The sequence below is a fragment of the Falsiroseomonas sp. genome (assembly GCF_041690465.1).
Taxonomy (GTDB): Bacteria; Pseudomonadota; Alphaproteobacteria; order Acetobacterales; family Acetobacteraceae; genus Falsiroseomonas.
Genome location: NZ_JAWLHG010000009.1, coordinates 1 through 26,058, shown reverse-complemented (window position 1 = coordinate 26,058; position 26,058 = coordinate 1). Strand labels below are relative to the sequence as shown.

Here is a 26,058-nt window from a genome sequence, read left to right as displayed (position 1 = left end):
TGCGGCCCGCTCATGCGTCGCCCCGCTGCCGGTCCAGGATGTGCGTATCGAGCGTGTCCAGCCGCTCGCGGATCTGGAACACCACCACCGCCGCGACGAGTGCCGCCATCAGCACCAGCGCAGCGGTGGACAGCTCCACCACCAGCGGCATCCCCGCCACGCCCACCGCGGCCAGGATCAGCCCGTTCTCCAGGCTCAGGAGCCCGATCACCTGGCTGATCGCGTTGCGCCGCGCGATCATCGACAGCATCCCGAGCAACACGACGGACAGCGCGATGGTCAGGTCCACCCGCGCCAGCGGCGTCGCCCCGCCCGCCGTCACCGGCAGCACCACCATCACCGCCAGGCCCACCAGCCCGATCGCCGCCAGCAGCGAGCCACCGACGCCGAGCGCGGTTTCCACCGCGGTGTGCTGGCCGAGCCGCCCGACCAGCATGCGCAACGCCAGCGGGATCGCCACCGCCTTGGCGCCGAAGGCGATCACCGCCGTGACGTAGAGCCCAGGCGCGCCCTGCACATATCCCTGCCACGCCGCGGCGCAGGCCAGCAGCGCGCCCTGCACCGCGAAGGCGTTGATCACCGCGCCGATCCGCCGCTGGTAGAGCAGCACGAAGGACAGCAACAGCACGCCGCCGCCGAACAGGTGCGAGACATCATAGGCCGCACTGCCGAAGCCCATCACGCCAGCCTCGTCGAGACGAACAGCAGGATCCCGCCGAGCAGCCCGAGCAGCAGCGCGACGCCCAGGAATTCCGGCACACGGAACACGCGCATCTTGGCGATCGCGCTCTCGAAGGCCGCCAACGCCAGGCAGAGCAGCGCCATCTTCGCGACCCAGGCGAACAGCCCCGTGATCCAGCCGAGGGGCGCGAAGCCGGCCGGCGCGGTGGCGACGGGGAAGAACACCGCCGCAATCAGCGCCAGCCACAGCGTCAGCCTGAGTGCGGCCGCCGCCTCCCACAGCGCCAGGTGCCGGCCGGAGGCTTCCAGGATCATCGCCTCATGCACCATGGTGAGCTCCAGGTGCGTCGCGGGATTGTCCACCGGGATGCGCGCATTCTCCGCCACCGCCACCGCGCAGAGCGCGATCAGCGCCAGCACCAGCGAGACGCGCAGCCCGACGGCACCATCCTGGAAGGTGGCGGCGATGGCCTCCAGGCCGGTGCTACCGGCGAGGATCGCGAAGGTCAGCGCCACCAGCAGCAGCGCCGGTTCGGCCAGCGCCGCGAAGGACATCTCCCGCGCCGCACCGAGCCCGCCGAAGGCGGTGCCGACATCGAGCCCGGCCAATGCCAGCGCAACCCGGCCGAGCGCAAGCAGCCCGGCGATCAGCACCAGGTCGGCCAACGGCGCGAAGGCCATGCCACGCGCGAAGCTCGGCACCAGCGCCAGCGCGGCAAGCGCCGCCGCGGCGGCGGCATAGGGCGCGGCGCGGCTGATCCAGCTGGCATTCTCCGCCAGCACCGGGCGCTTCTTCAGAAGCTTCAGGATGTCGCGCCAGGGCTGCAGCGGATGCGCGCCGACGCGACCCATCATGCGCGCCTTCAGCCAACGTATGCCGCCGACCACCAGCGGCGCCGCCGCCAGCACCAGCGCGAGATGCACCAGTTGCGTGAAGACCGCGGCGATGGGGTTCATCCACCTCCCTCCATCCAGGCGATCAGCACGAGCAGCGCGACCAGCGTGACGAAGGGCAGCACCAGGCTCTGCCGGATGGTGAGGCCGCGCAACCGCTCGGTGCGCGACACCACCGCCTCGCGCGCCGCCGCCAGCGGGGCGAGCAGCAGCGCGAAGGACGGATCGGCGAAGCCGGCATCCAGCCGCGCCGGCGCGACGGTGCCGGGATCCGGCATGGTCACCGCCTCGCGCGCCGCCAGCGCCGGCTGGCCGAGCATCCGCCGCAGCGGCTGGCCGAGCCCCGCCGCGGAGGGCTGGGTCACCGGGTCGCCGAAGGGCAGGTGCTGCGGCGGCGCGGCGAAGCCGCAATCCCAGGCCGGGCCCCGTGCGCTGTCCTCGCCGGTGATGTCGCGGGCGACCGATGGCGCCCGCCGCTTCACCGCCGCCCAGACGGCGACGCCCGCGGCCGCCAGCAGCAGCGCGATGCCGATCGGCCAGTAGCGCGAGGCGCCATCGCCCACCGCCACGGTGAAGAGCCCGGCGCGCCCCTCCATCGCCTCGCGCGCCAGGATGCGCTGCGCCTCGCCGCCGAGCGCCAGCATCGGGCCGGGGATCAGGCCGAGCAGCACGGTCAGCCCCGCCGGCAGCAGCAGCGAGAGCCGGGCAGCCCCCGGCAACTCCTCCGCCCCGGCAGCGCGTGGCGTGCGAGGCCGCCCGAGGAACACCAGGCCGAAGAAGCGCACCATCGCGCTCGCGGCCAGCGCCGCCGCCAGCGCCGCCAGCGCCGCCACGGCAAGGATCAGCAGCTGGAACATCAGGTCGCCGACCCGCCAGGCCGCCAGCAGCGCCTGCAGCAACAGCCATTCGCTGGCGAAGCCCGAGAGTGGCGGCAGGCTGGCCGCCGCGGCCGCGCCCAGCAGCACGCAGGCAGCGGTCCAGGGCATGGCATGGATCAGCCCGCCGAGCCGGTCCAGGTGGCGCGACGCCGCGCCATGCGCGACCTCCCCCATGCCGAGGAACAACAGCGTCTTGAAGACCGCGTGATTGAGTGCGTGCAGCAACGCGGCCCCGGCCGCCAGCGCCGCCAGCGGCGCAAGGTCCGCGGCACGGAAACAGGCGGCGAGGCCCAGCCCGATGGCCACCAGCCCGACATTCTCGATGGTGGAGCAGGCGAGCAGCGTCTTGCCCTCCTCCTCCAGGTTGGCGCGGAGCGCGCCGAGCACCGCCGAGGCCGCACCGAGCACCACCAGCGGCACGCCCCACCACAGCGGCTGCGCCGGCCCGCCGAGATCCAACAGCAGCCGCGCCGCCACGTACAACGCGACCTTGGTCATCGCCGCCGACATCAGCGCCGAGACATGGCTCGGCGCTGCCGGATGGGCCAGCGGCAGCCAGGCATGCAGCGGCACCAGCCCGGCCTTGGCGCCGGCGCCGGCCACCACCAGCGCCAGGATCAGCGCCGCAAGCCAGCCGCGCGGCGGGTGCTGGCGGATCGCCTCGAAGCCGAGCTCGCCAGCCGCCCCGGCCAGCAGGCCGATGGCCGGGATCAGGCAGGCGGCCGCCAGCGCGGCGAAAACGAGGTAGAGGCGCGCGGCGCGGCGGTTCTCTGGCTTCGCATGGTCGGCAGCCACCAGCGCCCAGCTGGCCAGCGACATCGCCTCGAAGCCCAGGATCAGCGTCAGCCCGTCCGCCGCCACCAGCGTCAGCGCCATGCCGCCGAGGAACAGCGGATAGGCCGCGAGCAGCCGCGGCGGCGCCTGGCTCTCATGCGCCAGGGCGAACAGCGCCGAACAGGCGCCGGCCAGGCCGAGCAGCAGCAGGAACCAGGCGGAGAGCGCATCGAGCGCGACCAGCATCGGCCCGAAGGGCGCGGCCAGCGGCAGCGGTTGCGGCAGGGCGCCCCCCGTCAGCAGCGCCGCCAGCGCAACGCCGGCGAAGGCCACCGAAGCGGCGAGCGAGCCGCCATGCACCACCGCGGCGGCGACCCCACGGGCCAGCGGCGCCGCCGCGGCCAGCGGCAGGAGCAGCAGGCCGAGCAGGGTGAGAAGGAGCGCAGTCAGCACGGCGCAGAGGATGGCATTGCCACGGCGGACGAGTTTACGGGCCACGGCGGCACGGCAGAAGGGCCCGCCGGGTTGAAAGCCGTCCACCTGCGCCGGGCAGGCCTCAGCGCTTCCCAAGCCATGGCCGTGGCGCTAAGTCCGCACCGTCGGGCGCCGCCGGGGCGCCCGTTCCGGGAGGTCACGCCAAGGCCGATGGGCCCCCTGCTCGCCTTCAGCCGCGCCGTGGACGCGCTGAACACCCGGCTCGGCTGGGTGGCGGAGTGGTTCGTACTGCTGGCCTGCCTGCTGGCGGCCGGCAATGCGGGGCTGCGCTACGCCTTCTCGCTGGGCTCAAACGCCTCGTTGGAGGCGCAATGGTATTTCTTCGCCGGCATGGTGATGCTCGGCGGCAGCTACACGCTGTTCCGCAACGAGCACGTGCGGGTGGACCTGGTCTATGGCGCACTGCCGGACCGCGCGCGGGTCTGGGTGGACGTGATCGGCATCGCGCTCTTCCTGCTGCCGGCCATGGCGCTGCTGGCCTGGATGAGCTGGCCCTTCTTCCTGGAGTCCTGGGCGCAGAACGAGACCTCCTCCTCGCCCGGCGGGCTGCTGCGCTGGCCGGTGAAGCTGCTGATGCCGCTGGGTTTCATGCTGATCACGGCGCAGGGGCTTTCCGAGTTGATCAAGCGCATCGCGGTGCTGCGCGGGCATTGGGTGCCGAAGGAATCGCTGCACGCCGCCTATACGCGGCCTGAACAGTGAGCGGCTGGGAAGACATCATGCCGCCGCTGATGTTCGGCGGCCTCATCATCTTCCTGCTGATCGGCTTCCCGGCCGCCTTCTCGCTGGCCGCGGTCGGGCTGTTCTTCGGCTTCGTCTCGATCGAGCTTGGCCTGTTCACCGACGCCTACCTGTTCAATCTGCCGCTGCGCGTCTTCACCATCCTCTCCAACGACCTGCTGCTGGCGATCCCCTTCTTCACGCTGATGGGCGCCATCCTGGAACGCTGCGGCCTGGCGGAGGACCTGCTGGAAGGCACCGGCCAGCTCTTCGGCAAGATCCCGGGCGGGCTTGCCTATGCGGTGATCATCGTCGGCGCCATCCTCGGCGCCATCACCGGCACGGTGGCCGCCAGCGTGATCGCCATGGGCATGATCAGCCTGCCGATCATGATGCGCTACGGCTACGACATGCGCATCGCCACCGGCGTGATCGCGGCATCCGGGACCATCACGCAGGTGATCCCGCCCTCGCTGGTGCTGATCGTGCTCGGCGACCAGCTCGGCCAGAGCGTGGGCGACATGTATGCCGGCGCGATCGGCCCCTCCTTCCTGCAGATCGCGCTGTTCCTCGCCTTCATCGCGGTGGTCAGCATCGTCGCGCCGCAGAAGGTGCCGCCGCTGCCGCCGGAGGCGCTGCGGCCGCGCGACTGGCGGCTGTGGTGGCGCGTGCTGAAGGGCATGGTGCCCTCGATCGTGCTGATCTTCATGGTGCTCGGCACCATCTTCATGGGGCTGGCGACGCCGACCGAAGCCGGCGCGATGGGCGTGGTGGGCGCCATCGCGCTGGCGGCGGCCAATCGCCGCTTCACCTGGGCGCTGCTCCGCCAGGCGATGTCCAACACCATGCGCATCACCGCCATGGTGATCTACATCCTGATCGGCGCGACGGTGTTCAGCCTGGTGTTCCAGGGTGTGGACGGCGGCATCTGGATCGAGCACCTGCTGAGCTACCTGCCCGGCGGGGCGACAGGCTTCCTGATCTTCGTCAACGTCTTCATCTTCCTGCTGGCCTTCTTCCTCGACTTCTTCGAGATCGCCTTCATCGTCATCCCGCTGCTCGCGCCCGTGGCGAAGAACCTGGGCATCGACCTCGTGTGGTTCGGGGTGCTGATCTGCATCAACATGCAGACCAGCTTCATGCATCCGCCCTTCGGCTTCGCCCTGTTCTACCTGCGCGGCATCGCGCCGAAGGAGGTGCTGACCAAGGACATCTACCTCGGCGCCATTCCCTGGTTGTTCCTGCAGCTGCTGCTGGTGGCGATCGTCATCGCCTGGCCGGAGAGTGTCACCTGGTTCCTCGACCGCGGGCCGCGGGTGGACCCGAGCACGGTGATCATCGACGTGCCCCCGCCGCAGATCCCCGACCCGCAATCGGTGCCGATCTTCCAGTGAGCATCTCACTCACCCCCATCGGCCATGTCCGCGGCGGCCGGGCCGAGCCGGCGGACGATGCCTGGGACGCGGTGCAGGCGGAGATCGTGCTCGATGCCGCGCAGCTCGGCCCCGAGGCGGCACTCGGCCTCGATGGCTTCAGCCACATCGTCGTGGTCTTCGTCTTCGACCGGCTGGACCCGGCGAAGCTGGAGCGCAACGCGCGCCATCCGCGCGGCCGCACGGACTGGCCGCGCACCGGTATCCTCGCGCAGCGCGGCTCGCCGCGCCCGAACCGGCTCGGCGTCACCACCTGCCGCCTGCTCGGCGTGGACGGGATGCGCATCCGCGTGGCCGGGCTGGACGCGGTGGACGGCACGCCGGTGCTCGACATCAAGCCGCATATGACCGGCTTCGATCCGCGCGGCGAGGTGCGGGAGCCGGACTGGGCGCGCGAGATCATGCGGGGCTACTGGTAGCCGCCGACACGCGGTCTCAAAGACGTTATTCCGCATCCGTGCCGTCCTGGATGACGCCAGTCCGTTGCGCAGGCTATTGTTCCCGCGCAACGGGCGTGGTGTCGGCATGGGGAAGATGGGGGGCATTCGAAAACCGGCCCTGGCGGCCACCCCCCGACACGCTGCCCCGCCGGCCCTGCCCGGGCAGCGGCCGATCGGCATCGCCATCCTTGGCTGCGGCTTCGTGGCCGATTTCTACATGGCGACCATCGGCGCGCACCCGATGCTGCGCATCGTGGGCGCCTACGACCGCAAGCCGGATCGCCTCGCCGCCTTCTGCCGCCACCACGGCCTGCTCTCCTTCCGCGATCTCGACCACCTGCTGGCCGCGCCGGAGGTCGAGATGGTGCTGAACCTCACCAACCCCGCCAGCCATTTCGCCCTGACCCGCGCCTGTCTCGAGGCCGGCCGGCACGTCTATTCCGAGAAGCCGCTGGCGATGGCGTCGGTGGAGGCGGCGGAGCTCGCGGCGCTGGCGCAGCGGCAGGGCCTGCATCTCGCCGCCGCCCCGGCCAGCCTGCTTGGCGAGACGGCGCAGACGATGTGGAAGGCGGTGCGAGACGGCGCCATCGGCCGCGTCCGCCTCGTGCATGCGAATTTCCACGACGGGATGATCCACCGCCAGCACCCCGAGCGCTGGCGCAGCGCCTCCGGCGCCCCCTGGCCGGTGGAGGACGAGTTCGCGACGGGCTGCACCTATGAACATGCGGGCTATGTCCTCACCTGGCTCGCCGCCTTCTTCGGGCCGGCGCGGCGCGTGCACGCCTTCGCCGCCTGCCAGCTTCCCGAAAAGGGCGTCGCGGGCGCCGCCGGGGTGCCCGACCTGACCGAGGGCTGCCTGGAATACGACGGCAACATCGTCGCGCGGGTCAGCTGCAGCCTGGTCGCGCCGCCGGACCGCTCCATCACCATCATCGGCGACGAGGGCGTGCTCCACACCCCCTGCGTGCGCGACGATGCCGCGCCCGTCTATCTCCGCCGCGAAGCACCGGGCCGACTCGCCGCGCAGCTGGGCTCGACGCTCGGCGCGCTGCGGAACCGCCTGGAGCATGCGCTGCGCGTGCCCTGGTCGCTGCACGGGCTGCGGCTCGACCGGCGCTACGCCTTTGCGCGCCGGCCGGCCTTCCGCAGTTCGGCGCGGAACAAGCCGGTGGACTTCCTGCGCGGCCCCGCCGAGTTGGCCGAGGCGATCCGCGAAGGCCGGCCCTGCCGGCTTTCGGCGGAACTCGGCGTGCACATCACCGAGCTGGTAGAGACGCTGCAGTATCCCGAGCGCTTCGGCCCGGTGCGGACGATCGGCTCCACCTTCCCGCCGATCGCGCCGCTGACCTGGAAAGGCTGAAGCGCCGCCCTGCAGAGGGGAAGCGGTGCCGGTGATCCGGTGGCGGCCGGCACGTTTCGTGACGGCCGAGGCGCCGAACGGCGCCCGCCGCAGATGCGGCAGCCGAGCCGCGGAGCGGCGCTCGCGTCAGAAGGCCTTCACGAAGGGGCGTGAAGGCGCGCCGTCATCAGATCATCTCCAGCGGACGCTTGCGCCGCGGCGGCGGGAAGGCGGAGTCGAGCTCCTTCATGTCCGAAACGGCCAGCTTGAGCGCGCGCGCCGCCGCATTCTCCCGGACATGCGCGGGATCTGCCGCCTTCGGAATCGCGATCACGCCGGGCCGGTGCAGCACGAAGGCCAGCGCCACCTGCGCCGGCGTCGCGTCGTGCCGCGCCGCGATCACCTCCAGCGTGGATTCGCGCAGCAGCGTCCCGCCCTGGCCGATCGGCGAATAGGCCATCACCGGCATGCCGTGCTTCGCGCAGAAGGGCAGCAGGTCGAACTCCACCCCGCGCGCCTCGAGGTTCCACAGCACCTGGTCGGTCGTGCAGTCGGCCAGCGCCGGCCCCAACTCCTCCAGATCGTCAACGTCCAGGTTGGAAACGCCCCAACGCGCGATCTTGCCCTCCGCCCGCGCACGCTGCATCGCCTCCACCGTCTCGGCCAGCGGCACGCCGCCGCGCCAGTGCAGCAGATACAGATCCAGCCGTTCCACGCGCAGCCGCTTCAGGCTCGCTTCCAGCGCCCGCGGCAGCCGGCCGCGCGAGGCATTGTGCGGATAGACCTTGGAGACCAGGAACACCTCGTCGCGCCGCCCGGCGATGGCCTCCGCCACCACCTCCTCGGCGCCGCCCTCGCCGTACATCTCGGCGGTGTCGATCAGCGTCATGCCGAGGTCGAGGCCGAGCCGCAGCGCCGCCGCCTGCGCCCGCCGGTCGCCGCCGCGCTCGCCCATGCGCCAGGTGCCCTGTCCCAGCGCCGGGACCTCTGTGCCGTCCGGAAGTTGCACCATTGCCATGGAACCGTCCCCGGCATTGCCTACATGATCTCCCATGATGCGCGCCAAACGATTCCTCGTCAGCTTCGCCCTGGCCGGCTTCGCCGCAACCGCAGCGGCGCAGACAACCACGCCCGCCGCCGTCCCGCCGGAGGAGATCGGCACCTGGCGGCTGTCCTGCGTCACGGACCGGATGACCGACCGCGCCGACTGCCAGCTCCGCCACCGGGAGCCGGTGGAGCGCGCGCAGAGCGCCGCCGGCTCCTCCCTGTTGCTGGAAGTGCAGGACCGCGGCGGCAGGCTGGTGCCCGTGGTGGTGGCGCGCGACCTGACGCTGGAAGGCGCCGGCCGCGGCCTGCTGGCGCTGACCGGCACCGCCCAGCTCCGCTTCCCGCCGAACCAGTTCTTCGAGATGCCCTGCACGCTGGAAGGCCGCAACCTGGTCTGCGCACCGCGGCCCGAGGATGCCGAACGCGCAGCGGCCGAGCTGCGCACCGCGAACACGGCCCTGGTCCGCATGATCGGCTTCGGCGCCGGCTCCGGCAGTTCCGAGCCGACGGAGCTGCGCCTCGACCGCACGCGGGAGGCGCTGACGCGCTACCGCGCCCGGGTGCCGGAGGGCAGCGTCCCCGCCGCCTCCGCCGCGCCCTCCGCCCTCTCCCTGCCGGACATCCTGTTGCGGCTGCAACGCCTGTTCGGGAACTGACCCGGCCCGCATCCATCGGCACGCGCGACGCGTAGCGTCCGGGTGGACGCGCGCGCAACGAGCTTGCAGGCTGGCTGGACAGGGTCAGATATCGTGATGATGGATGCGCCGGCCGAGATCGCCACGCTGCTCGCCGCCGTTGCGCGTGGCGATCGGGCAGCGTTGCGGGCGGCGTACGAGCGCCAGTCGGTTCCCCTGTTCGGCGTGGCCAATGCGATCCTGCGCGACCGAGACGCCGCGGCGGATGCCCTGCAGGACGCCTTCATGCGCATCGCCGCGCGCGCCGGCCAGCCTGTGGAGCCCGATGCGCCGGAGCGTGTCGCCGCCGCGGCCGAAGGGCGGCGGGCCGGTGTCGCGACGGACATCATCGCGGCGGAAGGCGGCGCCGATACCGCCTGGGTCCTCGCAGCCGGCACGCTGCACATGGCGAACCTGGAGACCGGCGCTCTGACCGCCGCCGGGCCGGTCACCGGCCTGCCACAGGCCGAGATCCTCGACATCGCCGCGATGCGCTGACCCCGACGCATCGCGGGCGATGCCGCCGCCGCGCGCTCCCGGCGCGGCGGCGGTGCTGCCTCAATCCCGGAAGCTCGGGTCGATCCGGTCCAGCTTGCGCTGCAGCGCCGGCCACTCCATCACGCCATAGGGCCGCCGCGTGCCGGGCTGGTAGTTGTTCCAGGTCTCCTCGACCACCTTCTTCGGCACCTCGATGATCTTCTGCCCGGTCGCCTGCGCGGCGAGTTGCGCCTTGCAGGAGAGTTCGAGGCGATGCATCCAGTTGAACGCCTCGCCGATCGTCCGCCCCACCGTCAGCAGCCCGTGATTGCGCAGGATCAGCGCCGGGTAGTCACCGAGATCGCGCACCAGCTTCTCCTGCATGGAGAGGTCCAGCACCACGCCCTCGTAGTCGTGGTAGCCGATCTTGGCGAAGCGCATCGCCGTCTGGTTCATCGGCAGCAGCCCGCATTCCAGGCTGCTCACCGCCATCCCCGGCCAGGTGTGCGTGTGGATGACGCATTTGTACTCGTGCTTCGCCTTGTGGATCGCGCCATGGATCACGAAGCCGGCGCGGTTCACGCCGTAGTTCAGCCCGTCGGGGAATTCGGGCTTCATCAGCACGTTCCCCTCGATGTCGATCTTGGTGAGCGAGGACGCCGTGATCTCCTCGTACATCATGCCGTAGGAGTTGATGAGGAAGGCGCCCTCCTCCCCCGGCACGGCGAGCGAGATGTGGTTGGCCCCCATGTCGTCCATGCCGTAGAGGGCCATCAGCCGGTAGCAGGCCGCGAGGTCCACGCGGGCCTGCCATTCCTCCGTGCTGACGCGGTCTCGCACCGAGGGGATGCGGAAACGGTCGGCGGCGCTGTCGGGCATGTCTTTCCTTCCTCCGGACGGGGCGTGCGCTACTCGCTGCGCAGCGCCTGGATCGGGTCGAGCATAGCCGCCCGCCGCGCCGGCCAGAAGCCGAAGAACAGGCCGGTCAGGCCGGAAACGGCAACCGCCAGCGCCACCGCGTCCCACTGGATCAGCACCGGCCAGCCGGCGAGGCCCGACATCAGGTGCGACACGCCGATGCCGGCCGCCACCCCGGCGAGCCCGCCGAGCACCGCGAGCATCACCGCCTCCAGCAGGAACTGCGCCAGGATGTCGCGGCGCCGTGCGCCCACCGCCAGGCGCAGCCCGATCTCGCGCGTGCGCTCCGTCACGCTGACCAGCATGATGTTCATCACCCCGATCCCGCCCACCAGCAGCGAGACGGCCGCGACCGCCGCCAGCAGCGTGGACAGCGTCCGCGCCGAAGCGTCCCGCGTCGCTGCCACCTCCGCCATGTTGCGGACGTTCACCGTATCGGGCTCATTGAGCGCGACGCGATGGCGCTGGCGGAACAGGGTGCGCAACTCCTCCTCAGTGGCGTGCATGTCCTCGCCCTCATGCACGTTGATCGCGATCCAGCTGACCGCTCGGAAGCGGGTGGCGCTGGCGCCCATCACGCTGCGCCGCGCGGCCCAGAAGGGGATGAACACCGCATCGTCCAGATCCTGGCCCTGCGCGTTCTGGCCCTTGCGCGCGGCAACGCCGATCACCTGGAAGGGGGTGGTGCGGATGCGGATCTCCTGCCCAACGGGGTCGGACTCGCCGAACAGCATCTCGGCCACCGTCGCGCCCAGCACCGCCACCTTGCGTCCCGCAGCCGCCTCCTCGGCGGTGAACAGCCTGCCGTATTCGGCCGGCCAGTCATGCACCGCGAAGATCTGCGGGTCGCTGCCCTGCACCGCGGTCGCCCAGTTCTGGTTGCCGGCGATCACCTGCTGCTGGCTGCGAATATTGCCCGAGGCCGCCGCCACCGCGCCGATCTCCTGCTCGATCGCGCGGGCATCGTCCCAGGTGAGGTTCTGCCGCTGCCCGGCGCCGAGCCGGACGCCGCCCGCATTCACGCTGCCGCCCCAGACGACGATCACATTGGCCCCGAGCGACTGGATCTGCCGCAGCACCTGGTCCCGCGCACCGGCGCCCACCGCGACGGTGGCGATCACCGCCGCGACGCCGATGAAGATGCCGAGCGCGGTGAGCATCGCGCGCAGCTTGTTCGCCGCCAGCGCGCCGAGCGCGCCGCGCAGCGCCTCGGCCGGCGCCATGCCGGCCCGCGACGGCGGCAGCGGCGGCAGGATGCGCGGCGCCGGGGTGGCGGAAGGCGGCCTCCGCTCCGGGCGGACCTCGACATTCATGCCGCCAGGTTCCCATCCAGCGCCGCGGCCGCATCGCGCGGCGCCTGCCGTGTGTCGCCCACCAGCCTGCCATCGCGGAAGCGCAGCGTGCGGCTGGCGAAGGCTGCGACCTCAGCGTCGTGGGTGACCATCAGCACCGCCACGCCGGCGCGGTTCAACTCCTGGAACAGCGCCATGATCTCAAGCCCGGTGCGGGAATCGAGCGCGCCCGTCGGCTCGTCCGCCAGCAGCAGGTCGGGGCCGTTGACCAGCGCGCGCGCGATCGCCACGCGCTGCTGCTGCCCGCCCGAAAGCTGCGTCGGGCGGTGGTGCAGGCGCTCACCCAGCCCGACCAGCTCCAGCGCCTCCGCCGCGCGGTCGCGGCGCGCCCGGCGCGACACGCCGCGATAGACCATCGGCAGCTCGACATTGCCGAGCGCATCCACCCGCGGCAGCAGGTTGAAGGACTGGAACACGAAGCCGAGCCGGCGCGAGCGCAGCTCCGCCAGGCGGTCGGCGGAGAGCGTGCCGGTGTCCTCCCCCATCAGCCGATAGGTGCCGCGCGTCGGCCGGTCCAGGCAGCCGATCAGGTTCAGGAAGGTCGATTTGCCGGAGCCGGAGGGCCCCATCGCCGCCACGAAGGCGCCCGGTCCGATCGCCAGCGTCACCGCCTGCAGCGCCGCCACCACTCCGTCGCCGGCAGGGTAGTGCCGGCTCAGGCCCTCGGTCTCGATCAGCGGCACGGTCAGAAGGGCCTCGGCCCGGTCGCCGTGCGCGCTGCGGTGGCGCGACCGGTGGCGCGCTCCGTGCCGACCACCACGCGCATGCCCGCCTCCAGCCCCGAAAGGACTTCGGTGACGGAGCCGTCGGTCAGGCCAGTGCGTACCGCCACGGGCCGCGGCGTCTCCCCCTCCTCCGCCACCCAGACAGTGCCGGCGGCGCCGCGGCCGCGACCGCCCGCGCGCATCTCCGCCAGCCGGGCGCGCTGCTCGGCGGTCAGCACGGCGTTGAAACGCCCAACCATGCGCTGGCGTGCCGCCTGGGCCTGCCGGCGGCGCGCCTCGGGCTCGCCGTTCAGGTTCGCCAGCCGCTCGCGCAGCTCCGCCTGGGCGGCTGCGATCTCGGCGCGCTGCGTGTCCGTCAGGTCCGGCAGCTCGCGCAGCGCCTGCTCGATCGGGCCGCCGCCGACGCCGGGCTGTGGCACGGCGTCGGCCGAACCGCCGGGTGGCCGCCAGCGTAGCGCGGCATTGGGCACGCGCAGCGCCGCGGCGCGCTGGTCCGTCACGATGCGCAGCGTGGCCGTCATGCCTGGCAGCATCCGGCCGCCATGGTTGGGAGCGCTGACCACGACTGTATAAGTCACCACGTTCTGCACAGTGGTCGGCGCCAGCCGGATCTCCTTCACCGAGCCGCGCAGATCCACGCCGGGATGGGCGGCAACGGTGAAGCTGACCTCCTGCCCGGCGCGAATGCGGCCGATGTCGCCCTCGTCCACCGTGGCCCAGACCTCCATCTCGTCGAGGCTGGCGGCGATCATGAAGATCACCGGCGCCTGCAGGCTGGCCGCGACGGTCTGGCCAATATCAACGCTGCGCGAGATCACCACGCCGTCGATCGGCGCGCGGATGGTGGCATTCGCAAGATCCACCTCCACCTGGCGGAGCTGCGCGGCACGCTGCGCCGCCGCGGCCTCGGCGGCGGCGACCTGCGCCTGGGCGGTGCGGATCGCCGCCTCGGCGCCGGCCAGTGCCGCTTCCTGCTGGGCGGCGGCGGCGCGGGCGGCGGCGGCATCGGCGCGCATCCGCTCGGCGGCGAACTGGGCGCGGGAGAGATCGCGTTCGGCGTTCACCCCGCGGGCCCGGAGCTCGGTTGCGCGGCGGAGTTCGGCCTCGGCGTCGCGGGCCTGGGCGTCGGCGCTGTCGGCGCGGGCGCGCGCGGCGGTGAGCTGGGCGGTGGCGGAGCCCAGCTCGGCCGCGGCGCGCTCCGCCTGGGCGCGCGCCACCAGCACGGCGGCGTCGGCGGAGTCCCGGTCGGCTGCGGCGGCCGCCTGGCGGGCCTCGATGGTGCGCGTGTCGAGCCGTGCGACCGGCTGGCCGGCGGTGACACGCGTGTTGAAGTCGGCGAACAGCTCGCGGATCTGCCCCGAGAGCTGGCTGCCGACCTGCACCGAGAGCACCGGGTTCACCGTGCCCGTCGCCGCGACGACCGATGTGATCGGGCCGCGATCGGTCTCCGCCAGGCGCAGCTGCGGCCCGTCGGTGGCGCCGCCGCCGGCCCAACCCGGCAGGGCGGGCAGCCAGCCCATGGCGGCGGGCGCACCGGCCCACCAGGCGACGGCGCCGAATGCGGCAAGGACGGCGAGAAGGAGCGGGAAGCGGCGCATGGGATCCTGATTTGCGCAGGATGATGTAACTCGCCAATGTCGGTGTTGCACCAAAAGATCACGGGGGACGACATGCGGATTCTGGTGCTCGGCGCCGGGGCGCTCGGCGGCTATTTCGGCGGGCGGGCGCTGGAACGCGGCCTGGATGTCGCCTTCCTGGTCCGGCCGCGACGGGCGGAACAGCTCGCCCGCGACGGGCTGGTGGTCGAAAGCCCCCTCGGCGACATCCGCCGGCAGGTGACCACGCTCGCCGCGGCCGGGCCGGGCTTCGACGTCGTGCTGCTCTCCTGCAAGGCCTACGACCTGGACGGCGCGATCGCCGCGATCCGCCCGGCGGTCGAGGCGGGCGCCTGCGTGCTGCCGGTGCTCAACGGCCTAGCGCATATGGACGCGCTGAACGCCGTCTTCGGCCGCGGCCGCGTCTGGGGCGGGCTGGCGAAGTGCCAGGCGACGCTGACGGAAGCGGGCGTGGTGAAGCACCTCGGCGACTGGCGCTGGCTGACCTTCGGCGAGCAGGACGGGCGGATGGACGGCCGCGCCGCCGCGCTTGCCGCCGCCCTCGGCAGCTCCCACGGGCTGGAGGCCGAGGCGGTGCCGGACATTGCCCGCCGCATGTGGGAGAAGCTGGTGCATCTCGGCACCGTCGCCGCCGGCACGGTGCTGATGCGCGCCAATGTCGGCGAGATCGTGCGTGCCGGGGGGCGGGATTTCCTGCTGACCCTGCTCGAGAGGAACGCCGCCATCGCCGCTGCGCACGGCCATGCGATGACGTCGCAATTCCTGGAGAGCTACCGCGCGCTGTTCTCCGACCCGGCCAGCGCCTACACCGCCTCCATGCTGCGCGACCTGGAGGCTGGCGGGCGGACCGAGGCAGAGCACATCCTCGCCTGGCTCACCGAGGCCGCGCGCCGCGTGGAGGTGCCGACGGAGCTACACGCCCTGGCCGTGCTGCATGCCCGCGCCTACGATGAGCGCCGGCAGGCGGGGCGGCTGCCCGCCACGGGCTGATCCACGGAAGGGACGGGCCGATGCGGATGCTGGTCCTTGGCGCCGGGGCGCTCGGCGCCGTGTTTGGCGGGCGCGCGATCGAACGTGGTCTCGACGTGACCTTCCTGGTGCGGCCGCGGCGGGCCGAACAGCTCGCCCGCGATGGGCTGGTGGTGGAAAGCCCGGCCGGCGACATCCGCCGCTCGGTTGCCACGGCCGCGGTGGCCGGCCCGGGCTTCGACGCGGTGCTGCTGACCGCCAAGGCCTACGACCTCGACAGCGCCATCGACACCATCCGCCCTGCGGTCGAGGCCGGTGCCGCGGTACTGCCGGTGCTGAATGGCCTGTCGCACATGGACCGCCTCAACGCCGCCTTCGGGCGGGAGCGCGTCTGGGGCGGCATGGCGCGCATCGTCGCCGGGATGACGCCGGACGGCGTAGTACGCCAGACCGGGGAGCTGAGCGAACTCGTCTTCGGCGAGCAGGACGGGCGGATGGGCGGCCGCGCCGCCGTGCTTGCCGCCGCCCTCGGCCGCGGCCGCGGGCTGGAGGCGATCGCCGTGCCCGACATCCTGCAACGGATGTGGGACAAGCTGGTCATCATCGGTACCCTGGCCGGCGCCACGGTGCTGTTCCGCGCGGCGATCGGCGATATCGTGCGCGCCGGCGGGCGGGACCTGGCGCTGGCGATGCTCGAGGGCAACGCCGCCGTCGCCGCCGCCAACGGGCACGCCGTCTCGGCCGATGTGCGGCCCTTCGTCGAGCGGGCCTTCGCGGACGAACGGAGCGCCGCGATCACCTCCCTGCTGCGGGACGTGGAGCGGGGCGGGCCGAACGAGGCCGACCACATCCTCGGCTTCCTGGTCGAGGGCGCGCGCCGCGCCGGCATCCCGCACGAGCTGCAGCGCGCCGCCCTGCTCCACGCCAGGGCGCAGGACCAGCGGCGCCTGCGGGAAGCGGGCGGACTGGCCTGATCGGCCCCGGGGGCCTATCTTCCGCCCGGCCAGCACAAGGGAGCCGCATGCGCGATCCGCGACAGACGGGCTACACGCCCGTCCTCATTCCCGGCGTGACGCCGGTGGAGACCTTCACCGTGCAGACCCGCTCCGTGGCCTGTGACGGCGGCGGCGGGCAGCTCGGCCACCCGCAGGTGTGGCTGCGCATCGTGGACCGGCAGGTGACCTGCCCCTACTGCTCGAGCACATATGTGCTCGCCGAGGGTGCGGGTGACGACGGCGGACACTGAGCCCGCCGCCGGCGGGATCGTCGCGGAAGCCACGCCGGCGAGCGCCGGCAACGGCACGAACGGCCCCCTCCCCCCGGTCGCGCCGGGGGAGAAGCGGCTGATCCTGGTGGATGGCTCGGGCTACATCTTCCGCGCCTTCCACGCCCTGCCGCCGATGACCCGGCCGGACGGCACCCATGTGAACGCCGTCTATGGCTTCACCTCCATGCTGTCGCAGTTCCTCGCGAAACACGCGGCAACCCACATCGCGGTGGTGTTCGACAGCGCGCGGACCACCTTCCGCAACGACTTCTACCCCGAATACAAGGCGCACCGCCCGGAGCCGCCGCCGGAGCTCGTGCCGCAATTCGCGCTGATCCGCGACGCGACCGATGCGCTCGGCGTCTGCCGCCTGGAACAGCCGGGCTACGAGGCGGACGACCTGATCGCGGCCTATGCCAAGGTGTTCGCCGCCGAGGGCGGCAGCGTCAGCATCGTGTCGAGCGACAAGGACCTGATGCAGCTGATCCGGCCCGGCGTGGAGATGCTCGACCCGATCAAGCAGAAGCCGATCCGCGAGCCCGAGGTGCTGGAGAAGTTCGGCGTGACGCCGGACAAGGTGGTCGAGGTGCAGGCGCTGGCCGGCGATGCCACCGACAACGTCCCCGGCGTGCCCGGCATCGGCATCAAGACCGCGGCACAGCTCATCGCCGAATACGGCGACCTTGAAACGCTGCTGGCCAGCACGGCGAAGATCAAGCAGCCGAAGCGGCGCGAGGCGCTGGAGCAGAACGCCGAGAAGGCGCGCATCAGCCGCCGCCTGGTGCAGCTGGACGACAACGCGCCGCTGCCCGCCCCGGTGGAGAAGCTGGTCGCCCGCGCGCCGCAGCCGGCGGCGCTTGAGAAATTCCTGCGCGAGAACGGCTTCCGCAGCCTGCTCGCGCGCCTCGGCTTCGGCGACGGCGCCGCACCCACCACGCGCAACCACCGCCTCTCCTCGCCCAGCGCGGCGCAGGCGATGCCAACGCCCCCTGCCGCGGCGGCGCCCTTCGGCCCCTACGAGACCGTCACCACGCCGGACGCACTGCGCAGCTGGATCGCCGCCGCGCGCGAGGCGGGCGTGATCGGCTTCGACACCGAAACCGACAGCCTGGATGCGCTGAAGGCCAATCTCGTCGGCCTCTCGATCGCCACGGCACCCGGCCGCGCCTGCTACGTGCCGCTGCGCCACGAAGGCAGCGGCGACCTGATGGGCGAGGGGCGGCCCGCACAGCTCGACGCCGGTGCGGCGCTGGCCGAGCTCAAGCCGCTGCTGGAGGACCCCTCGGTCCTCAAGGTGCTGCACAACGCCAAATACGACATGGAAGTGCTGTGCCGGGTGGAGAACGGCGGCATCGCCGTCGCGCCGGTGGATGACAGCATGCTGGTTTCCTACGCCATGGATGCCGGGCGGCACGGGCATGGGATGGACGAGCTTTCGCTGCGGCATCTCGGCCATACGCCGATCACCTTCGATTCCGTCACCGGCACCGGCCGTGCGCGCATCCCCTTCAGCCAGGTCCCGCTCGACAAGGCGACCGCCTATGCCGCCGAGGACGCCGATGTCGCGCTGCGCCTGTGGTCGCTGCTGAAGCCCCGGCTGCGGGAGGCGAAGGCGCTTTCGCTCTACGAGCAGGTGGAGCGGCGGATGGTGGCGGTGCTGCGCGACATGGAGCTCGCCGGCATCAAGGTGGACGCCGCCGAGCTCGCCCGCATCGGCGAGGATTTCTCCGAAAAGCTGGTAACCTACGAGAAGGACATCCACCAGCTTGCCGGGCGCCCCTTCAATGTCGGCTCGCCGAAGCAGCTCGGGGAGATCCTGTTCGACGAAATGAAGCTGCCCGGCGGCAAGCGCAGCAAGCTCACCGGCGCCTGGGGCACCGATGCCTCCGTGCTGGAGGAGCTGGCCGCGCAGGGCGTGGAGCTCGCCCGCCGCGTGCTGGACTGGCGGCAGATCCAGAAGCTGAAATCCACCTATGTGGATGCGCTGGCCCAGAAGGCGGATGGCGGCGGGCGCGTGCACACCGATTTCGCCATGGCCGTCACCACCACCGGCCGCCTCTCCTCCACCGAACCGAACCTGCAGAACATCCCGGTTCGGTCGGAAGAAGGGGCGCGCATCCGTACCGCCTTCGTGGCCGAACCCGGCAACGTGCTGCTCAGCGCGGACTACAGCCAGATCGAGCTGCGCATCCTGGCGCATGTCGCCGACGTGCCGTCGCTGAAGGAGGCCTTCGCGCGCGGCGAGGACATCCACAGCCGGACCGCCGCCGACATCTTCCACCTCGATCCCGCCAAGGTGGACAAGGAAGCGCGGCGCCGCGCCAAGACGATCAATTTCGGCCTGATCTACGGCATGTCCGCCTTCGGCCTGGCGGCGCGCCTTGGCATCCCGCCGGGTGAGGCGCGTTCGATCATCGACGCCTATTTCGCGCAATATCCCGGCGTGCGCGATTGCATGGAACGGCTGAAGGAGGACGCCCGCACCCGCGGCTACGTCGAAACCCCCTTCGGCCGCAAGATCTGGATCGCCGAGATCGGCGCCAGAGACCAGGCCCGCCGCGCCGGCGCCGAGCGCGCCGCGATCAACGCACCCTTCCAGGGCGGCGCGGCCGAGATCATCAAGCGCGCCATGGTCCGGCTGCCGCTCGCGCTGCGCGAAGCCGGTCTCTCCGCGCGCATGCTGCTGCAGGTGCATGACGAGCTGGTCTTCGAACTCCCCGAGGCGGAGGCGGAAGCCACCGCGCGCCTGGTGCGCGAGGTGATGGAGAACGCCGCCACGCTGTCGGTCCCGCTGGCCGTCGAAGTCGGGCATGGGCGCAACTGGGCGGAGGCGCATTGAGTACTGCAACGGCCGCGATCCCTCCCGGGGCGCAGGGGTGGACCGGCGAGGAACGACGGCTGCTGACCGCCGTCGCGGCCGCGCATGCGCTCAGCCACATGCACATGCTGGTGTTCCCGCCGCTGTTTCCGCTGCTGCGGCCGGAACTGGGCGTCAGCTTCCTGGAGCTCGGCCTGGTGGTCACCGTGTTCAGCGTGGTCTCCGCGCTGACCCAGGCGCCCATGGGCCTGCTGGTGGACCGCATCGGGCCGCGGCGTGTGCTGACCGCGGGGCTGGTGACTGGCGGCATCGCCTTCACCGCCTTCGCGATCTTCGGCGGCTATGGCTGGATGATCCTGGCCGGCGCCATCGCCGGGCTGGCGAATGCCGTCTACCACCCCTCGGACTACGCGCTGCTGAACGGCGGCATCGGCTCGTCCCGGATGGGCCGCGCCTTCTCGCTGCATACCTTCGCCGGCTACGCCGGCGGTGCCGCCGCGCCTGCGGCCATGCTTGGTCTCGCAGCGGTGTTCGGGGTGCATGGGGCGGTGCTCTGCGCCGGGCTCGCGGCCTTCGGCGTGGCGGGCTTCCTCTGGCTGGCCTGCCCACGCGACGTGGCGGTGTCTAAGCCGAAACGCGCCGAGGGGGAGAAGCCGCCGCGGCTGCTGAGCCCGGCGATCCTCAGCCTTACCGGATTCTTCGTCCTGATCTCGCTCTCGATCAGCGGCACCAACGGCTTCGCCATCGCCGCGCTGGTGGATGGCCACCAGTTGTCGCTGGCGACGGCGAGCGCGGGGCTGACCGCCTTCCTGGTCGGCTCGGCCTGCGGCGTGCTGCTCGGCGGCGGCCTGGCAGACCGATCGCAGCGCCATGGGCTGGTGGCGGCCGCCGGCTTCGCCGCCGCGGCGGTGCTGACGCTCGGCGTCGCCACGCTGCCGCTGCCCGGCGTCGCCGTCGTCGCGCTGCTCGGTCTCTCGGGCGTGCTGACCGGGCTCTGCATGCCCTCGCGCGACATGATGGTGCGCGCCGCGGCCCCGCCCGGCCAGGCGGGCGCGGCCTTCGGCCTGGTCTCCACCGGCGTCAACAACGGCGGGCTGATCGGCCCGCGGCTCTTCGGCTGGCTGATGGATGCCGGCCACCCGAACGCGGTGTTCCTGCTCGGCGCCGGCTTCATGGCGATCACCGCCGTGGTTGCCGCGCTGCAGGAAGTCCGCCGGCGGTAGCCGCTACCCCGCGTCCAGCGCGTGCGCGCGCAGATCGTCCAGCGCCACCACCGCCAGCGCCGCGACATGGGTCGCTTCCAGCAGCACCGGCGGCGCCATGCCGGCCGCGCGCGCCTCCTCCCACCTCGCGGCGCAGAGGCACCAGCGGTCGCCGGGCTTGAGGCCGGCGAATCCGTATTCGGGCTGCGGCGTCGAGAGGTCGTTGCCGCGCGCCCTGGAGAAGGCGAGGAATTCCGCCGTCATCTGCGCGCAGACCACATGCAGGCCAAGGTCATGCGGCCCGGTGTTGCAGCAGCCGTCGCGGAAGAAGCCGGTCAGGGGCGCGACCGAGCAGGGCAGTAGCGCTCCACCAAGTACGTTCTTCGCCGGCGGCGGGCCTTCGCCGCCGCCACGGCGGCGGTTCGTGTCGTCGAGGGGCATGGCCCAATGCTACCCCCTCCCCCGCGCGCGGGGGAGGGGGTCGCTTGCGCGGGGGCTACGCGGGTTACGCAGCCGCCCGAATCGCGGCGGCCTTCACGTCATCGCCGACGGCGCCGGCGAAGCTCTCGAAGTTCTTCTCGAACAGCGAGACCAGTTGCTTCGCCTGGCGGTCATAGGCGTCCTTGTCGGCCCAGGTCTCGCGCGGGTTCAGCACCTCGCTCGGGATTCCCGGCACTGCCTTCGGGATCATCAGGCCGAAGAAGGGATCGCGCACGAACTCCGCCTTCGTCAGGCTGCCATCCAGCGCGGCGCGCAGCAGCGCGCGGGTGTGCTGGATGCTCATCCGCTTGCCGGTGCCATAGGCGCCGCCGGTCCAGCCGGTGTTGACCAGCCATACCTGCGCGCCGTCCCGCTTGATGCGCTCCTCCAGCATCCGGCCGTACACCTCCGGATGGCGCGGCAGGAAGGGCGCGCCGAAGCAGGTGGAGAAGGTCGCCTGCGGCTCCTTCCCCATCCCCTTCTCGGTGCCCGCAACGCGCGCGGTGTAGCCGGAGAGGAAGTGGTACATCGCCTGCGCCGGCGTCAGCTTCGCGATCGGCGGCAGCACGCCGAAGGCGTCCGCCGTTAGCATCACGACGTTTCTCGGCTTGCCCGCGACACCGCCCGGCACCGTGTTCGGGATGAACTCGATCGGGTAGCAGGACCGGGTGTTCTCGGTCAGGCTGTTGTCGTCCAGGTCGAGGTTTCCGAACGCGTCACCGATCACGTTCTCCAGCACCGCGCCGAAGCGGTGCGAGGCATCCCAGATCTGCGGCTCGGCCTCCCGGGACAGCTTGATGACCTTGGCGTAGCAGCCGCCCTCGAAGTTGAAGATGCCGTCATCCGACCAGCCATGCTCGTCGTCGCCGACCAGCGCACGCTCCGGGTCGCTGCTCAGCGTGGTCTTGCCGGTGCCCGACAGACCGAAGAACAGCGCCGCATCGCCCGCCTTGCCGACATTGGCACTGCAATGCATCGGCAGAACCCCGCGCTCCGGCAGGATCCAGTTCATCACCGTGAAGATGGATTTCTTGATCTCGCCGGCATAGCTGGTCCCAGCGATGCAGATGGTGCGCGCGGCGAAGGACAGCGCGATGCAGGTCGCGCTGCGGCAGCCATCCTCCTCCGGGTCCGCCTCGTATTCCGGCGCGTGCAGGATGACGTAGTCCGGCTTGAAGGCGGCCAGTTCCTCCCGCGGCGGGCGGATGAACATGTTGCGCGCGAACAGCGCGTGCCAGGCGTTCGTGGTCACCAGCCGCACGCGGATGCGATGCGCAGGGTCGGCGCCGGCATAGAGGTCCTGGACGAACAGCTCGGGCTTCTGGCCGAGCCAGGTGCGCACTTTCGCCGTCAGCCTGGCGAAGTTCGCCGGTGGCATCGGCCGGTTGACCTTGCCCCACCAGATGGCGTCATGCACCTCCGGGTCGTCCACGACGAACTTGTCCTGCACGGATCGGCCGGTGTGCTGGCCGGTCACCGCCATGAAGGCCCCGTCCGCGGAGAGCCGCCCTTCGCCGCGCTGAAGGGCATGCGCATAGAGGCCCGGTGCGGTGAGGTTGGCGTGAATGGCCGCCGGGCCGGTCACGCCGGTTCCCGAAAGCGCAGCATCAACGGACGTCATCAAGTTCCTCCGGTGGGGCGCAGAGCCCGGCTGGTGGAAAGGTCAGGCCGGTGTCTGCGCGCACTCGCACCCTTCGCGGGCGAGGGCGGCGAAATTAGGGCGGCTAAGCACCGGAACGCAATGCGAACCGGCCGGTTACTCGCCTGACAAGGGCTTGTGTTGCGGTGCAAACCCTTGCTGCGCCGCACGCGCTTGCCGCGCCGCCCGGATCAGCCCGGCCCGCACGCCATCCGCGTCGGCGACCGGCGCCGGCCAGTCCAGGCGCATCACCCGTTCCTCCAGCGCCAGGTCGCACCCGTCGGTGTCCACCGCTGCGAGGCGCCAGGCCCCAGCCGGCCCGCCGAGCAGCCGTTCTGCGATCACTGCGACGGCATCGGGGTGGTCGGCGTTCACATGGCCGAGGATCTCCGCCTCCGCCGCTGCCAGCGCCGCCACCGCAGCCGGGTCCGGCAGCAGATCCGCCAGCCGCAGGCGGGTGGCGCGGGCGAAGCCGCCGACCAGCAGCGCGCCACCTGGGCGGACCCGCCAGAGTGCGAAGTCGCCGAAATCGGCGTAGAGCGCCGCATAGGGGTGGCGCGCCAGCCAGCGGGCCTTGAGCGACGCCACCTCCTCCGCCGGGACCTGCTCGGCCAACCCGGTGAGCGTCACCCGCGGCGCGGTCTGCGGATTGAGGCCCTCGGGCGCACCGACGAACAGCAGGGAGCAGCGCGGCTCCGCCTTCAGGTGGCGGGTATGCTCGGAGAGGGAGGAGAGCAGCAGCAGCGGCGAGAGGTCGCCTTCCGTCGCCGGGGTGACCAGGCTGGCGAAGGGCATGCCCTCCGCGCTGGTGGCCAGCGTGGCGGCGCTGGCGGCGCGGATCAGCCGCCTTGCCTCGAAACCAAGACCTTCCGTCGCCATATCGTCTCCGATTGCCCGACCCGTCTTTGCCACAATCTGGGCTCAGAACCGCATCATAGCCCTGCCGGGGTCCAGAAGCCGCCGACCCCAAGGAGTGACCGCCGTGGCCGCTACCATCGCGCTCGTCGACGACGACCGCAACATCCTCACCTCCGTCTCCATGACGCTGGAGCAGGAGGGCTTCCAGGTCCGCACCTACACCGATGGCGAAAGCGCGCTGCAAGGGCTGATGGCGCGGCCGGTGGACCTGGCCGTGCTCGACATCAAGATGCCGCGCATGGACGGGATGGAGCTGTTGCAGCGCCTTCGCCAGCGCAGCGCCATGCCGGTAATCTTCCTCACCAGCAAGGATGACGAGCTGGACGAGCTGATGGGTCTGCGGCTGGGCGCCGACGACTACATCACCAAGCCCTTCAGCCAGCGCCTGCTGCTCGAGCGCATCCGCGCCCTGCTCCGCCGCAACGAGGCCTCTCGCGCCGAGGGCAGCGGCACGCCGGCGGGGGGGATCATCGCGCGCGGCGACCTAGTGCTGGACGAGACGAAGCACACCTGCATCTGGAAGGGCCAGCAGGTGCAGCTGACGGTGACGGAGTTCCTGCTGGTGAAGGCGCTGGCGGTGCGTCCGGGCATGGTGAAGAACCGCGACCAGCTGATCGACGCGGCCTATGGCGAGAACATCTACGTGGACGACCGCACCATCGACAGCCACGTCAAGCGCGTGCGCAAGAAGTTCCGCCAGGTGGACAACGACTTCGCGCAGATCGAGACCCTGTACGGGCTGGGGTATCGCTACAAGGAGGCGTAGGAGCGGCCGGCGCGGAGCTGGTCGGGACGTCGGCAGACACGAAGCAGTCATGTGACCGCACGCAGGCCTGCGCTGATCCCGTGCCCGCATGCCCGTCGCTTCGGGCTGACAGTCGGTGCTCCGGGGGTACGGATGCCAGGGGCCCGATCTACCCGAGATCAACCGCGATGGCCGCCCCGTCGGGCGCTCACGCGTCCGGCGGCGAGCCCGACCTCACGTTTGCGTGTGCGGACGCGCGACCCTCTTGTTTCGACTTTCCCAACTGCTGTCAGAACCGTAGTGGTTCAGCGCGATGCCCTAACGCGGGAGGTGGCGCGATTACGCATGACCCGCCCCATGCTGGGCAGACCGAGGCGGCACCCGCATCTGCCGACCGCCTGCAACCCATCGTCTTCACGGCGGACGGGTTGCCACATCGCCAGCGGCTGGACGCCTGGAACGCTCGCTTCCAGACGCTGAACACGATCCTGGTGCCCGACCCGGTGGCGAGCACGCCATACTATCGCAACGAGAACTGGCTGCTCGGCAACATGATGTTCAGCATCAGCCGGATCAGCGCGTGCCGCTTCGAGCGGCATCGGGATCATCTTCGCCGGGACGCCCTCGACCACTGGGTCGTGCGCGTCTTGCGGCATGGCACCAACAAGGTGCAGCTCGGCGAGGACCGGCATGTCTTCGCACCGGGCCAGCCCTTCCTGTTCTCCCTGGCCGAACCCTGGATCAGCGATTGGACCGCCAGCGAGTGGGTCTCCATCAACCTGCCGCGTGACGCCTTCCCTGCGATTTCGGCCGGGCTCGCCGCGCTCGGGCCAGGGCCGTTGCACGGGCCCGGCGTGCCAATGCTGGCCGACTACCTGCTACTGCTCGAGCGTCACCTGCGCGAGGCCACGCCCGCCGACGTGGCTGCCCTTGGGGAGGTGACGCGGGCCATGCTCTCCGCCTGCCTGCTCCGCACCGCCGCACCGCGCGCCGTGACGGCTGAAGCCGTGGCCGTGGCGCAGTTCGAGCGGGTGCGTGCGCTGATCCGCCAGCACCTGGCCTCGCCGACACTGAACACCGAGCGCCTCAGCCGCATGACCGGGATGTCGCGCTCTGCGCTGTACCGGCTGATGGAGCCGCACGGGGGTGTTGCCACCTACATCCAGTCGCTGCGGCTGAAGGTCGTGCACACGCTGCTCTCCGACCCCGCGCTCGCCGCCGTGCCGATCGCGACCCTCGCGGAGCGCGTCGGCTTCTTCGACCCCAGCTCGTTCAGCCGCAGCTTCCGTTCTGCCTTCGGCTGTACGCCGCGCGAAGCGCGCGCCGCGGTGATGGCCGGGATGCAGCTACCAAATGGGCCGCCTTCGCGGTGGGACGACGGCTCGGCGGAAGACTTCGGCAGCCTGCTGCGCCGCATCGGCAGCGACGCGCCGCTGGCCGCCGGTGCAGAACTCGCGCGGGCTAGACCATTATTGGCCTGACTGTGCATAGCCGCAGTGTCGCAGGTAGTCGGTGCATTCTTCGGGGCTGAAGCGGTCAAGGAGGTTGCCGATGGCG

General features: G+C 71.6%; 24 protein-coding genes. 13 read left to right on the top strand and 11 right to left on the bottom strand.

What is annotated here, in order from left to right; translation table 11 throughout:
- Window positions 1–10: 10 nt before the first annotated feature.
- From ACESM1_RS11385 to ACESM1_RS11375, 3 genes are read right to left on the bottom strand one after another with little or no spacing between them, the layout of a single operon-like run.
- Window positions 11–679: a hydrogenase-4 component E gene (locus tag ACESM1_RS11385; RefSeq protein WP_372620144.1), complete on the bottom strand. Its 669-nt coding sequence runs from the start codon at window positions 677–679 to the stop codon at window positions 11–13.
- Window positions 679–1,638 carry a respiratory chain complex I subunit 1 family protein gene (locus ACESM1_RS11380; RefSeq protein WP_372620143.1) on the bottom strand — a complete coding sequence of 320 codons (960 nt, stop codon included), beginning with the start codon at window positions 1,636–1,638 and terminating at the stop codon, window positions 679–681. Before ACESM1_RS11380 ends, ACESM1_RS11385 begins: the two co-directional genes overlap by 1 nt.
- Window positions 1,635–3,725, bottom strand: coding sequence for a proton-conducting transporter membrane subunit (locus tag ACESM1_RS11375; protein WP_372620141.1), 2,091 nt, complete (start codon window positions 3,723–3,725; stop codon window positions 1,635–1,637). The genes ACESM1_RS11380 and ACESM1_RS11375 overlap by 4 nt, the downstream gene beginning before the upstream one ends.
- A 147-nt stretch (window positions 3,726–3,872) precedes the next feature.
- Between ACESM1_RS11375 and ACESM1_RS11370 the strand changes: the two genes are divergently transcribed.
- The 4 genes from ACESM1_RS11370 (at window position 3,873) to ACESM1_RS11355 (ending at window position 7,675) form a co-directional block, all read left to right on the top strand.
- Complete coding sequence (locus ACESM1_RS11370; protein WP_372620139.1) at window positions 3,873–4,424, top strand: TRAP transporter small permease subunit; 552 nt, start codon at window positions 3,873–3,875, stop codon at window positions 4,422–4,424.
- A 17-nt stretch (window positions 4,425–4,441) separates the two neighbouring features.
- Window positions 4,442–5,836, top strand: a complete 1,395-nt coding sequence (locus ACESM1_RS11365; RefSeq protein WP_372620137.1) for a TRAP transporter large permease subunit — start codon at window positions 4,442–4,444, stop codon at window positions 5,834–5,836.
- Window positions 5,833–6,294 carry an SAM-dependent methyltransferase gene (locus tag ACESM1_RS11360; RefSeq protein ID WP_372620135.1) on the top strand — a complete coding sequence of 154 codons (462 nt, stop codon included), beginning with the start codon at window positions 5,833–5,835 and terminating at the stop codon, window positions 6,292–6,294. The genes ACESM1_RS11365 and ACESM1_RS11360 overlap by 4 nt, the downstream gene beginning before the upstream one ends.
- Before the next feature lie 115 nt (window positions 6,295–6,409).
- Window positions 6,410–7,675, top strand: a complete 1,266-nt coding sequence (locus ACESM1_RS11355; protein ID WP_372620134.1) for a Gfo/Idh/MocA family protein — start codon at window positions 6,410–6,412, stop codon at window positions 7,673–7,675.
- Window positions 7,676–7,841: 166 nt separating this feature from the next.
- On the opposite strand, the gene ACESM1_RS11350 is transcribed toward ACESM1_RS11355, so the two are convergent.
- Window positions 7,842–8,672, bottom strand: coding sequence for an aldo/keto reductase (locus ACESM1_RS11350; RefSeq protein WP_372620132.1), 831 nt, complete (start codon window positions 8,670–8,672; stop codon window positions 7,842–7,844).
- A 37-nt stretch (window positions 8,673–8,709) separates the two neighbouring features.
- Here ACESM1_RS11350 and ACESM1_RS11345 point away from each other — a divergent pair, with 37 nt between their 5' ends.
- Together ACESM1_RS11345 and ACESM1_RS11340 are read left to right on the top strand one after the other, a co-directional pair.
- Window positions 8,710–9,357 (top strand): hypothetical protein, encoded by a 648-nt coding sequence (locus tag ACESM1_RS11345; protein ID WP_372620130.1) that lies wholly within the window; start codon window positions 8,710–8,712, stop codon window positions 9,355–9,357.
- A 96-nt stretch (window positions 9,358–9,453) separates the two neighbouring features.
- Entirely contained in the window at window positions 9,454–9,873 is a 420-nt protein-coding gene (locus ACESM1_RS11340) for a hypothetical protein (protein WP_372620129.1), read from the top strand.
- Window positions 9,874–9,933: 60 nt separating this feature from the next.
- On the opposite strand, the gene ACESM1_RS11335 is transcribed toward ACESM1_RS11340, so the two are convergent.
- From ACESM1_RS11335 to ACESM1_RS11320, 4 genes are read right to left on the bottom strand one after another with little or no spacing between them, the layout of a single operon-like run.
- Window positions 9,934–10,731, bottom strand: a complete 798-nt coding sequence (locus ACESM1_RS11335; protein ID WP_372620127.1) for a class II aldolase/adducin family protein — start codon at window positions 10,729–10,731, stop codon at window positions 9,934–9,936.
- Between the two features lie 29 nt (window positions 10,732–10,760).
- Window positions 10,761–12,083: an ABC transporter permease gene (locus ACESM1_RS30395; protein ID WP_372620126.1), complete on the bottom strand. Its 1,323-nt coding sequence runs from the start codon at window positions 12,081–12,083 to the stop codon at window positions 10,761–10,763.
- The gene (locus ACESM1_RS11325; protein WP_372620125.1) at window positions 12,080–12,805 is read right to left on the bottom strand and encodes an ABC transporter ATP-binding protein; all 726 of its coding nucleotides are present in this window, start codon (window positions 12,803–12,805) and stop codon (window positions 12,080–12,082) included. Before ACESM1_RS11325 ends, ACESM1_RS30395 begins: the two co-directional genes overlap by 4 nt.
- Window positions 12,806–12,807: 2 nt before the next feature.
- Window positions 12,808–14,445 (bottom strand): efflux RND transporter periplasmic adaptor subunit, encoded by a 1,638-nt coding sequence (locus tag ACESM1_RS11320; RefSeq protein WP_372620123.1) that lies wholly within the window; start codon window positions 14,443–14,445, stop codon window positions 12,808–12,810.
- A 72-nt stretch (window positions 14,446–14,517) separates the two neighbouring features.
- Here ACESM1_RS11320 and ACESM1_RS11315 point away from each other — a divergent pair, with 72 nt between their 5' ends.
- From ACESM1_RS11315 to ACESM1_RS11295, 5 genes are read left to right on the top strand one after another with little or no spacing between them, the layout of a single operon-like run.
- A complete protein-coding gene (locus ACESM1_RS11315) occupies window positions 14,518–15,453 on the top strand; it encodes a 2-dehydropantoate 2-reductase (RefSeq protein WP_372620121.1) in 936 nt (311 codons plus the stop codon).
- Between the two features lie 20 nt (window positions 15,454–15,473).
- The gene (locus tag ACESM1_RS11310) at window positions 15,474–16,406 is read left to right on the top strand and encodes a 2-dehydropantoate 2-reductase (RefSeq protein WP_372620120.1); all 933 of its coding nucleotides are present in this window, start codon (window positions 15,474–15,476) and stop codon (window positions 16,404–16,406) included.
- 47 nt (window positions 16,407–16,453) lie between these two features.
- A complete protein-coding gene (locus tag ACESM1_RS11305) occupies window positions 16,454–16,678 on the top strand; it encodes a zinc-finger domain-containing protein (protein WP_372620118.1) in 225 nt (74 codons plus the stop codon).
- On the top strand, window positions 16,638–19,538 hold the full coding sequence (gene polA / locus ACESM1_RS11300) for a DNA polymerase I (RefSeq protein WP_372620116.1): 2,901 nt from the start codon (window positions 16,638–16,640) through the stop codon (window positions 19,536–19,538). Before ACESM1_RS11305 ends, polA begins: the two co-directional genes overlap by 41 nt.
- Window positions 19,535–20,740, top strand: coding sequence for an MFS transporter (locus ACESM1_RS11295; protein ID WP_372620114.1), 1,206 nt, complete (start codon window positions 19,535–19,537; stop codon window positions 20,738–20,740). Before polA ends, ACESM1_RS11295 begins: the two co-directional genes overlap by 4 nt.
- Before the next feature lie 3 nt (window positions 20,741–20,743).
- Here the strand turns inward: ACESM1_RS11295 and ACESM1_RS11290 are convergent, their stop codons facing one another.
- The 3 genes from ACESM1_RS11290 to ACESM1_RS11280 all read right to left on the bottom strand — a co-directional run bounded on the left by ACESM1_RS11290 (window position 20,744) and on the right by ACESM1_RS11280 (window position 23,717).
- The gene (locus ACESM1_RS11290; RefSeq protein WP_372620113.1) at window positions 20,744–21,160 is read right to left on the bottom strand and encodes a DUF2237 family protein; all 417 of its coding nucleotides are present in this window, start codon (window positions 21,158–21,160) and stop codon (window positions 20,744–20,746) included.
- A gap of 64 nt (window positions 21,161–21,224) precedes the next feature.
- The gene (locus ACESM1_RS11285) at window positions 21,225–22,820 is read right to left on the bottom strand and encodes a phosphoenolpyruvate carboxykinase (protein ID WP_372620111.1); all 1,596 of its coding nucleotides are present in this window, start codon (window positions 22,818–22,820) and stop codon (window positions 21,225–21,227) included.
- A 135-nt stretch (window positions 22,821–22,955) separates the two neighbouring features.
- Complete coding sequence (locus ACESM1_RS11280; RefSeq protein ID WP_372620109.1) at window positions 22,956–23,717, bottom strand: HugZ family protein; 762 nt, start codon at window positions 23,715–23,717, stop codon at window positions 22,956–22,958.
- Window positions 23,718–23,820: 103 nt separating this feature from the next.
- Here ACESM1_RS11280 and ACESM1_RS11275 point away from each other — a divergent pair, with 103 nt between their 5' ends.
- Together ACESM1_RS11275 and ACESM1_RS11270 are read left to right on the top strand one after the other, a co-directional pair.
- A complete protein-coding gene (locus ACESM1_RS11275; RefSeq protein ID WP_372620107.1) occupies window positions 23,821–24,522 on the top strand; it encodes a response regulator transcription factor in 702 nt (233 codons plus the stop codon).
- Window positions 24,523–24,689: 167 nt separating this feature from the next.
- On the top strand, window positions 24,690–25,982 hold the full coding sequence (locus ACESM1_RS11270) for a helix-turn-helix domain-containing protein (protein ID WP_372620106.1): 1,293 nt from the start codon (window positions 24,690–24,692) through the stop codon (window positions 25,980–25,982).
- The last annotated feature ends 76 nt before the right edge of the window (window positions 25,983–26,058 follow it).

What these genes read in the sequence shown, in the direction of transcription:
- ACESM1_RS11290 (WP_372620113.1), bottom strand. Translation starts at nt 21,160, where the DNA reads ATGCCCCTCGACGACACGAACCGCCGCCGTGGCGGCGGCGAAGGCCCG.
- ACESM1_RS30395 (WP_372620126.1), bottom strand. Translation starts at nt 12,083, where the DNA reads ATGAATGTCGAGGTCCGCCCGGAGCGGAGGCCGCCTTCCGCCACCCCG.
- ACESM1_RS11335 (WP_372620127.1), bottom strand. Translation starts at nt 10,731, where the DNA reads ATGCCCGACAGCGCCGCCGACCGTTTCCGCATCCCCTCGGTGCGAGAC.
- ACESM1_RS11285 (WP_372620111.1), bottom strand. Translation starts at nt 22,820, where the DNA reads ATGACGTCCGTTGATGCTGCGCTTTCGGGAACCGGCGTGACCGGCCCG.
- ACESM1_RS11310 (WP_372620120.1), top strand. Translation starts at nt 15,474, where the DNA reads ATGCGGATGCTGGTCCTTGGCGCCGGGGCGCTCGGCGCCGTGTTTGGC.
- ACESM1_RS11355 (WP_372620134.1), top strand. Translation starts at nt 6,410, where the DNA reads ATGGGGGGCATTCGAAAACCGGCCCTGGCGGCCACCCCCCGACACGCT.
- ACESM1_RS11380 (WP_372620143.1), bottom strand. Translation starts at nt 1,638, where the DNA reads ATGAACCCCATCGCCGCGGTCTTCACGCAACTGGTGCATCTCGCGCTG.
- ACESM1_RS11350 (WP_372620132.1), bottom strand. Translation starts at nt 8,672, where the DNA reads ATGGCAATGGTGCAACTTCCGGACGGCACAGAGGTCCCGGCGCTGGGA.
- ACESM1_RS11345 (WP_372620130.1), top strand. Translation starts at nt 8,710, where the DNA reads ATGCGCGCCAAACGATTCCTCGTCAGCTTCGCCCTGGCCGGCTTCGCC.
- ACESM1_RS11385 (WP_372620144.1), bottom strand. Translation starts at nt 679, where the DNA reads ATGGGCTTCGGCAGTGCGGCCTATGATGTCTCGCACCTGTTCGGCGGC.
- ACESM1_RS11280 (WP_372620109.1), bottom strand. Translation starts at nt 23,717, where the DNA reads ATGGCGACGGAAGGTCTTGGTTTCGAGGCAAGGCGGCTGATCCGCGCC.
- polA (WP_372620116.1), top strand. Translation starts at nt 16,638, where the DNA reads ATGTGCTCGCCGAGGGTGCGGGTGACGACGGCGGACACTGAGCCCGCC.
- ACESM1_RS11340 (WP_372620129.1), top strand. Translation starts at nt 9,454, where the DNA reads ATGATGGATGCGCCGGCCGAGATCGCCACGCTGCTCGCCGCCGTTGCG.
- ACESM1_RS11315 (WP_372620121.1), top strand. Translation starts at nt 14,518, where the DNA reads ATGCGGATTCTGGTGCTCGGCGCCGGGGCGCTCGGCGGCTATTTCGGC.
- ACESM1_RS11320 (WP_372620123.1), bottom strand. Translation starts at nt 14,445, where the DNA reads ATGCGCCGCTTCCCGCTCCTTCTCGCCGTCCTTGCCGCATTCGGCGCC.
- ACESM1_RS11365 (WP_372620137.1), top strand. Translation starts at nt 4,442, where the DNA reads ATGCCGCCGCTGATGTTCGGCGGCCTCATCATCTTCCTGCTGATCGGC.
- ACESM1_RS11370 (WP_372620139.1), top strand. Translation starts at nt 3,873, where the DNA reads ATGGGCCCCCTGCTCGCCTTCAGCCGCGCCGTGGACGCGCTGAACACC.
- ACESM1_RS11270 (WP_372620106.1), top strand. Translation starts at nt 24,690, where the DNA reads ATGGCCGCCCCGTCGGGCGCTCACGCGTCCGGCGGCGAGCCCGACCTC.
- ACESM1_RS11305 (WP_372620118.1), top strand. Translation starts at nt 16,454, where the DNA reads ATGCGCGATCCGCGACAGACGGGCTACACGCCCGTCCTCATTCCCGGC.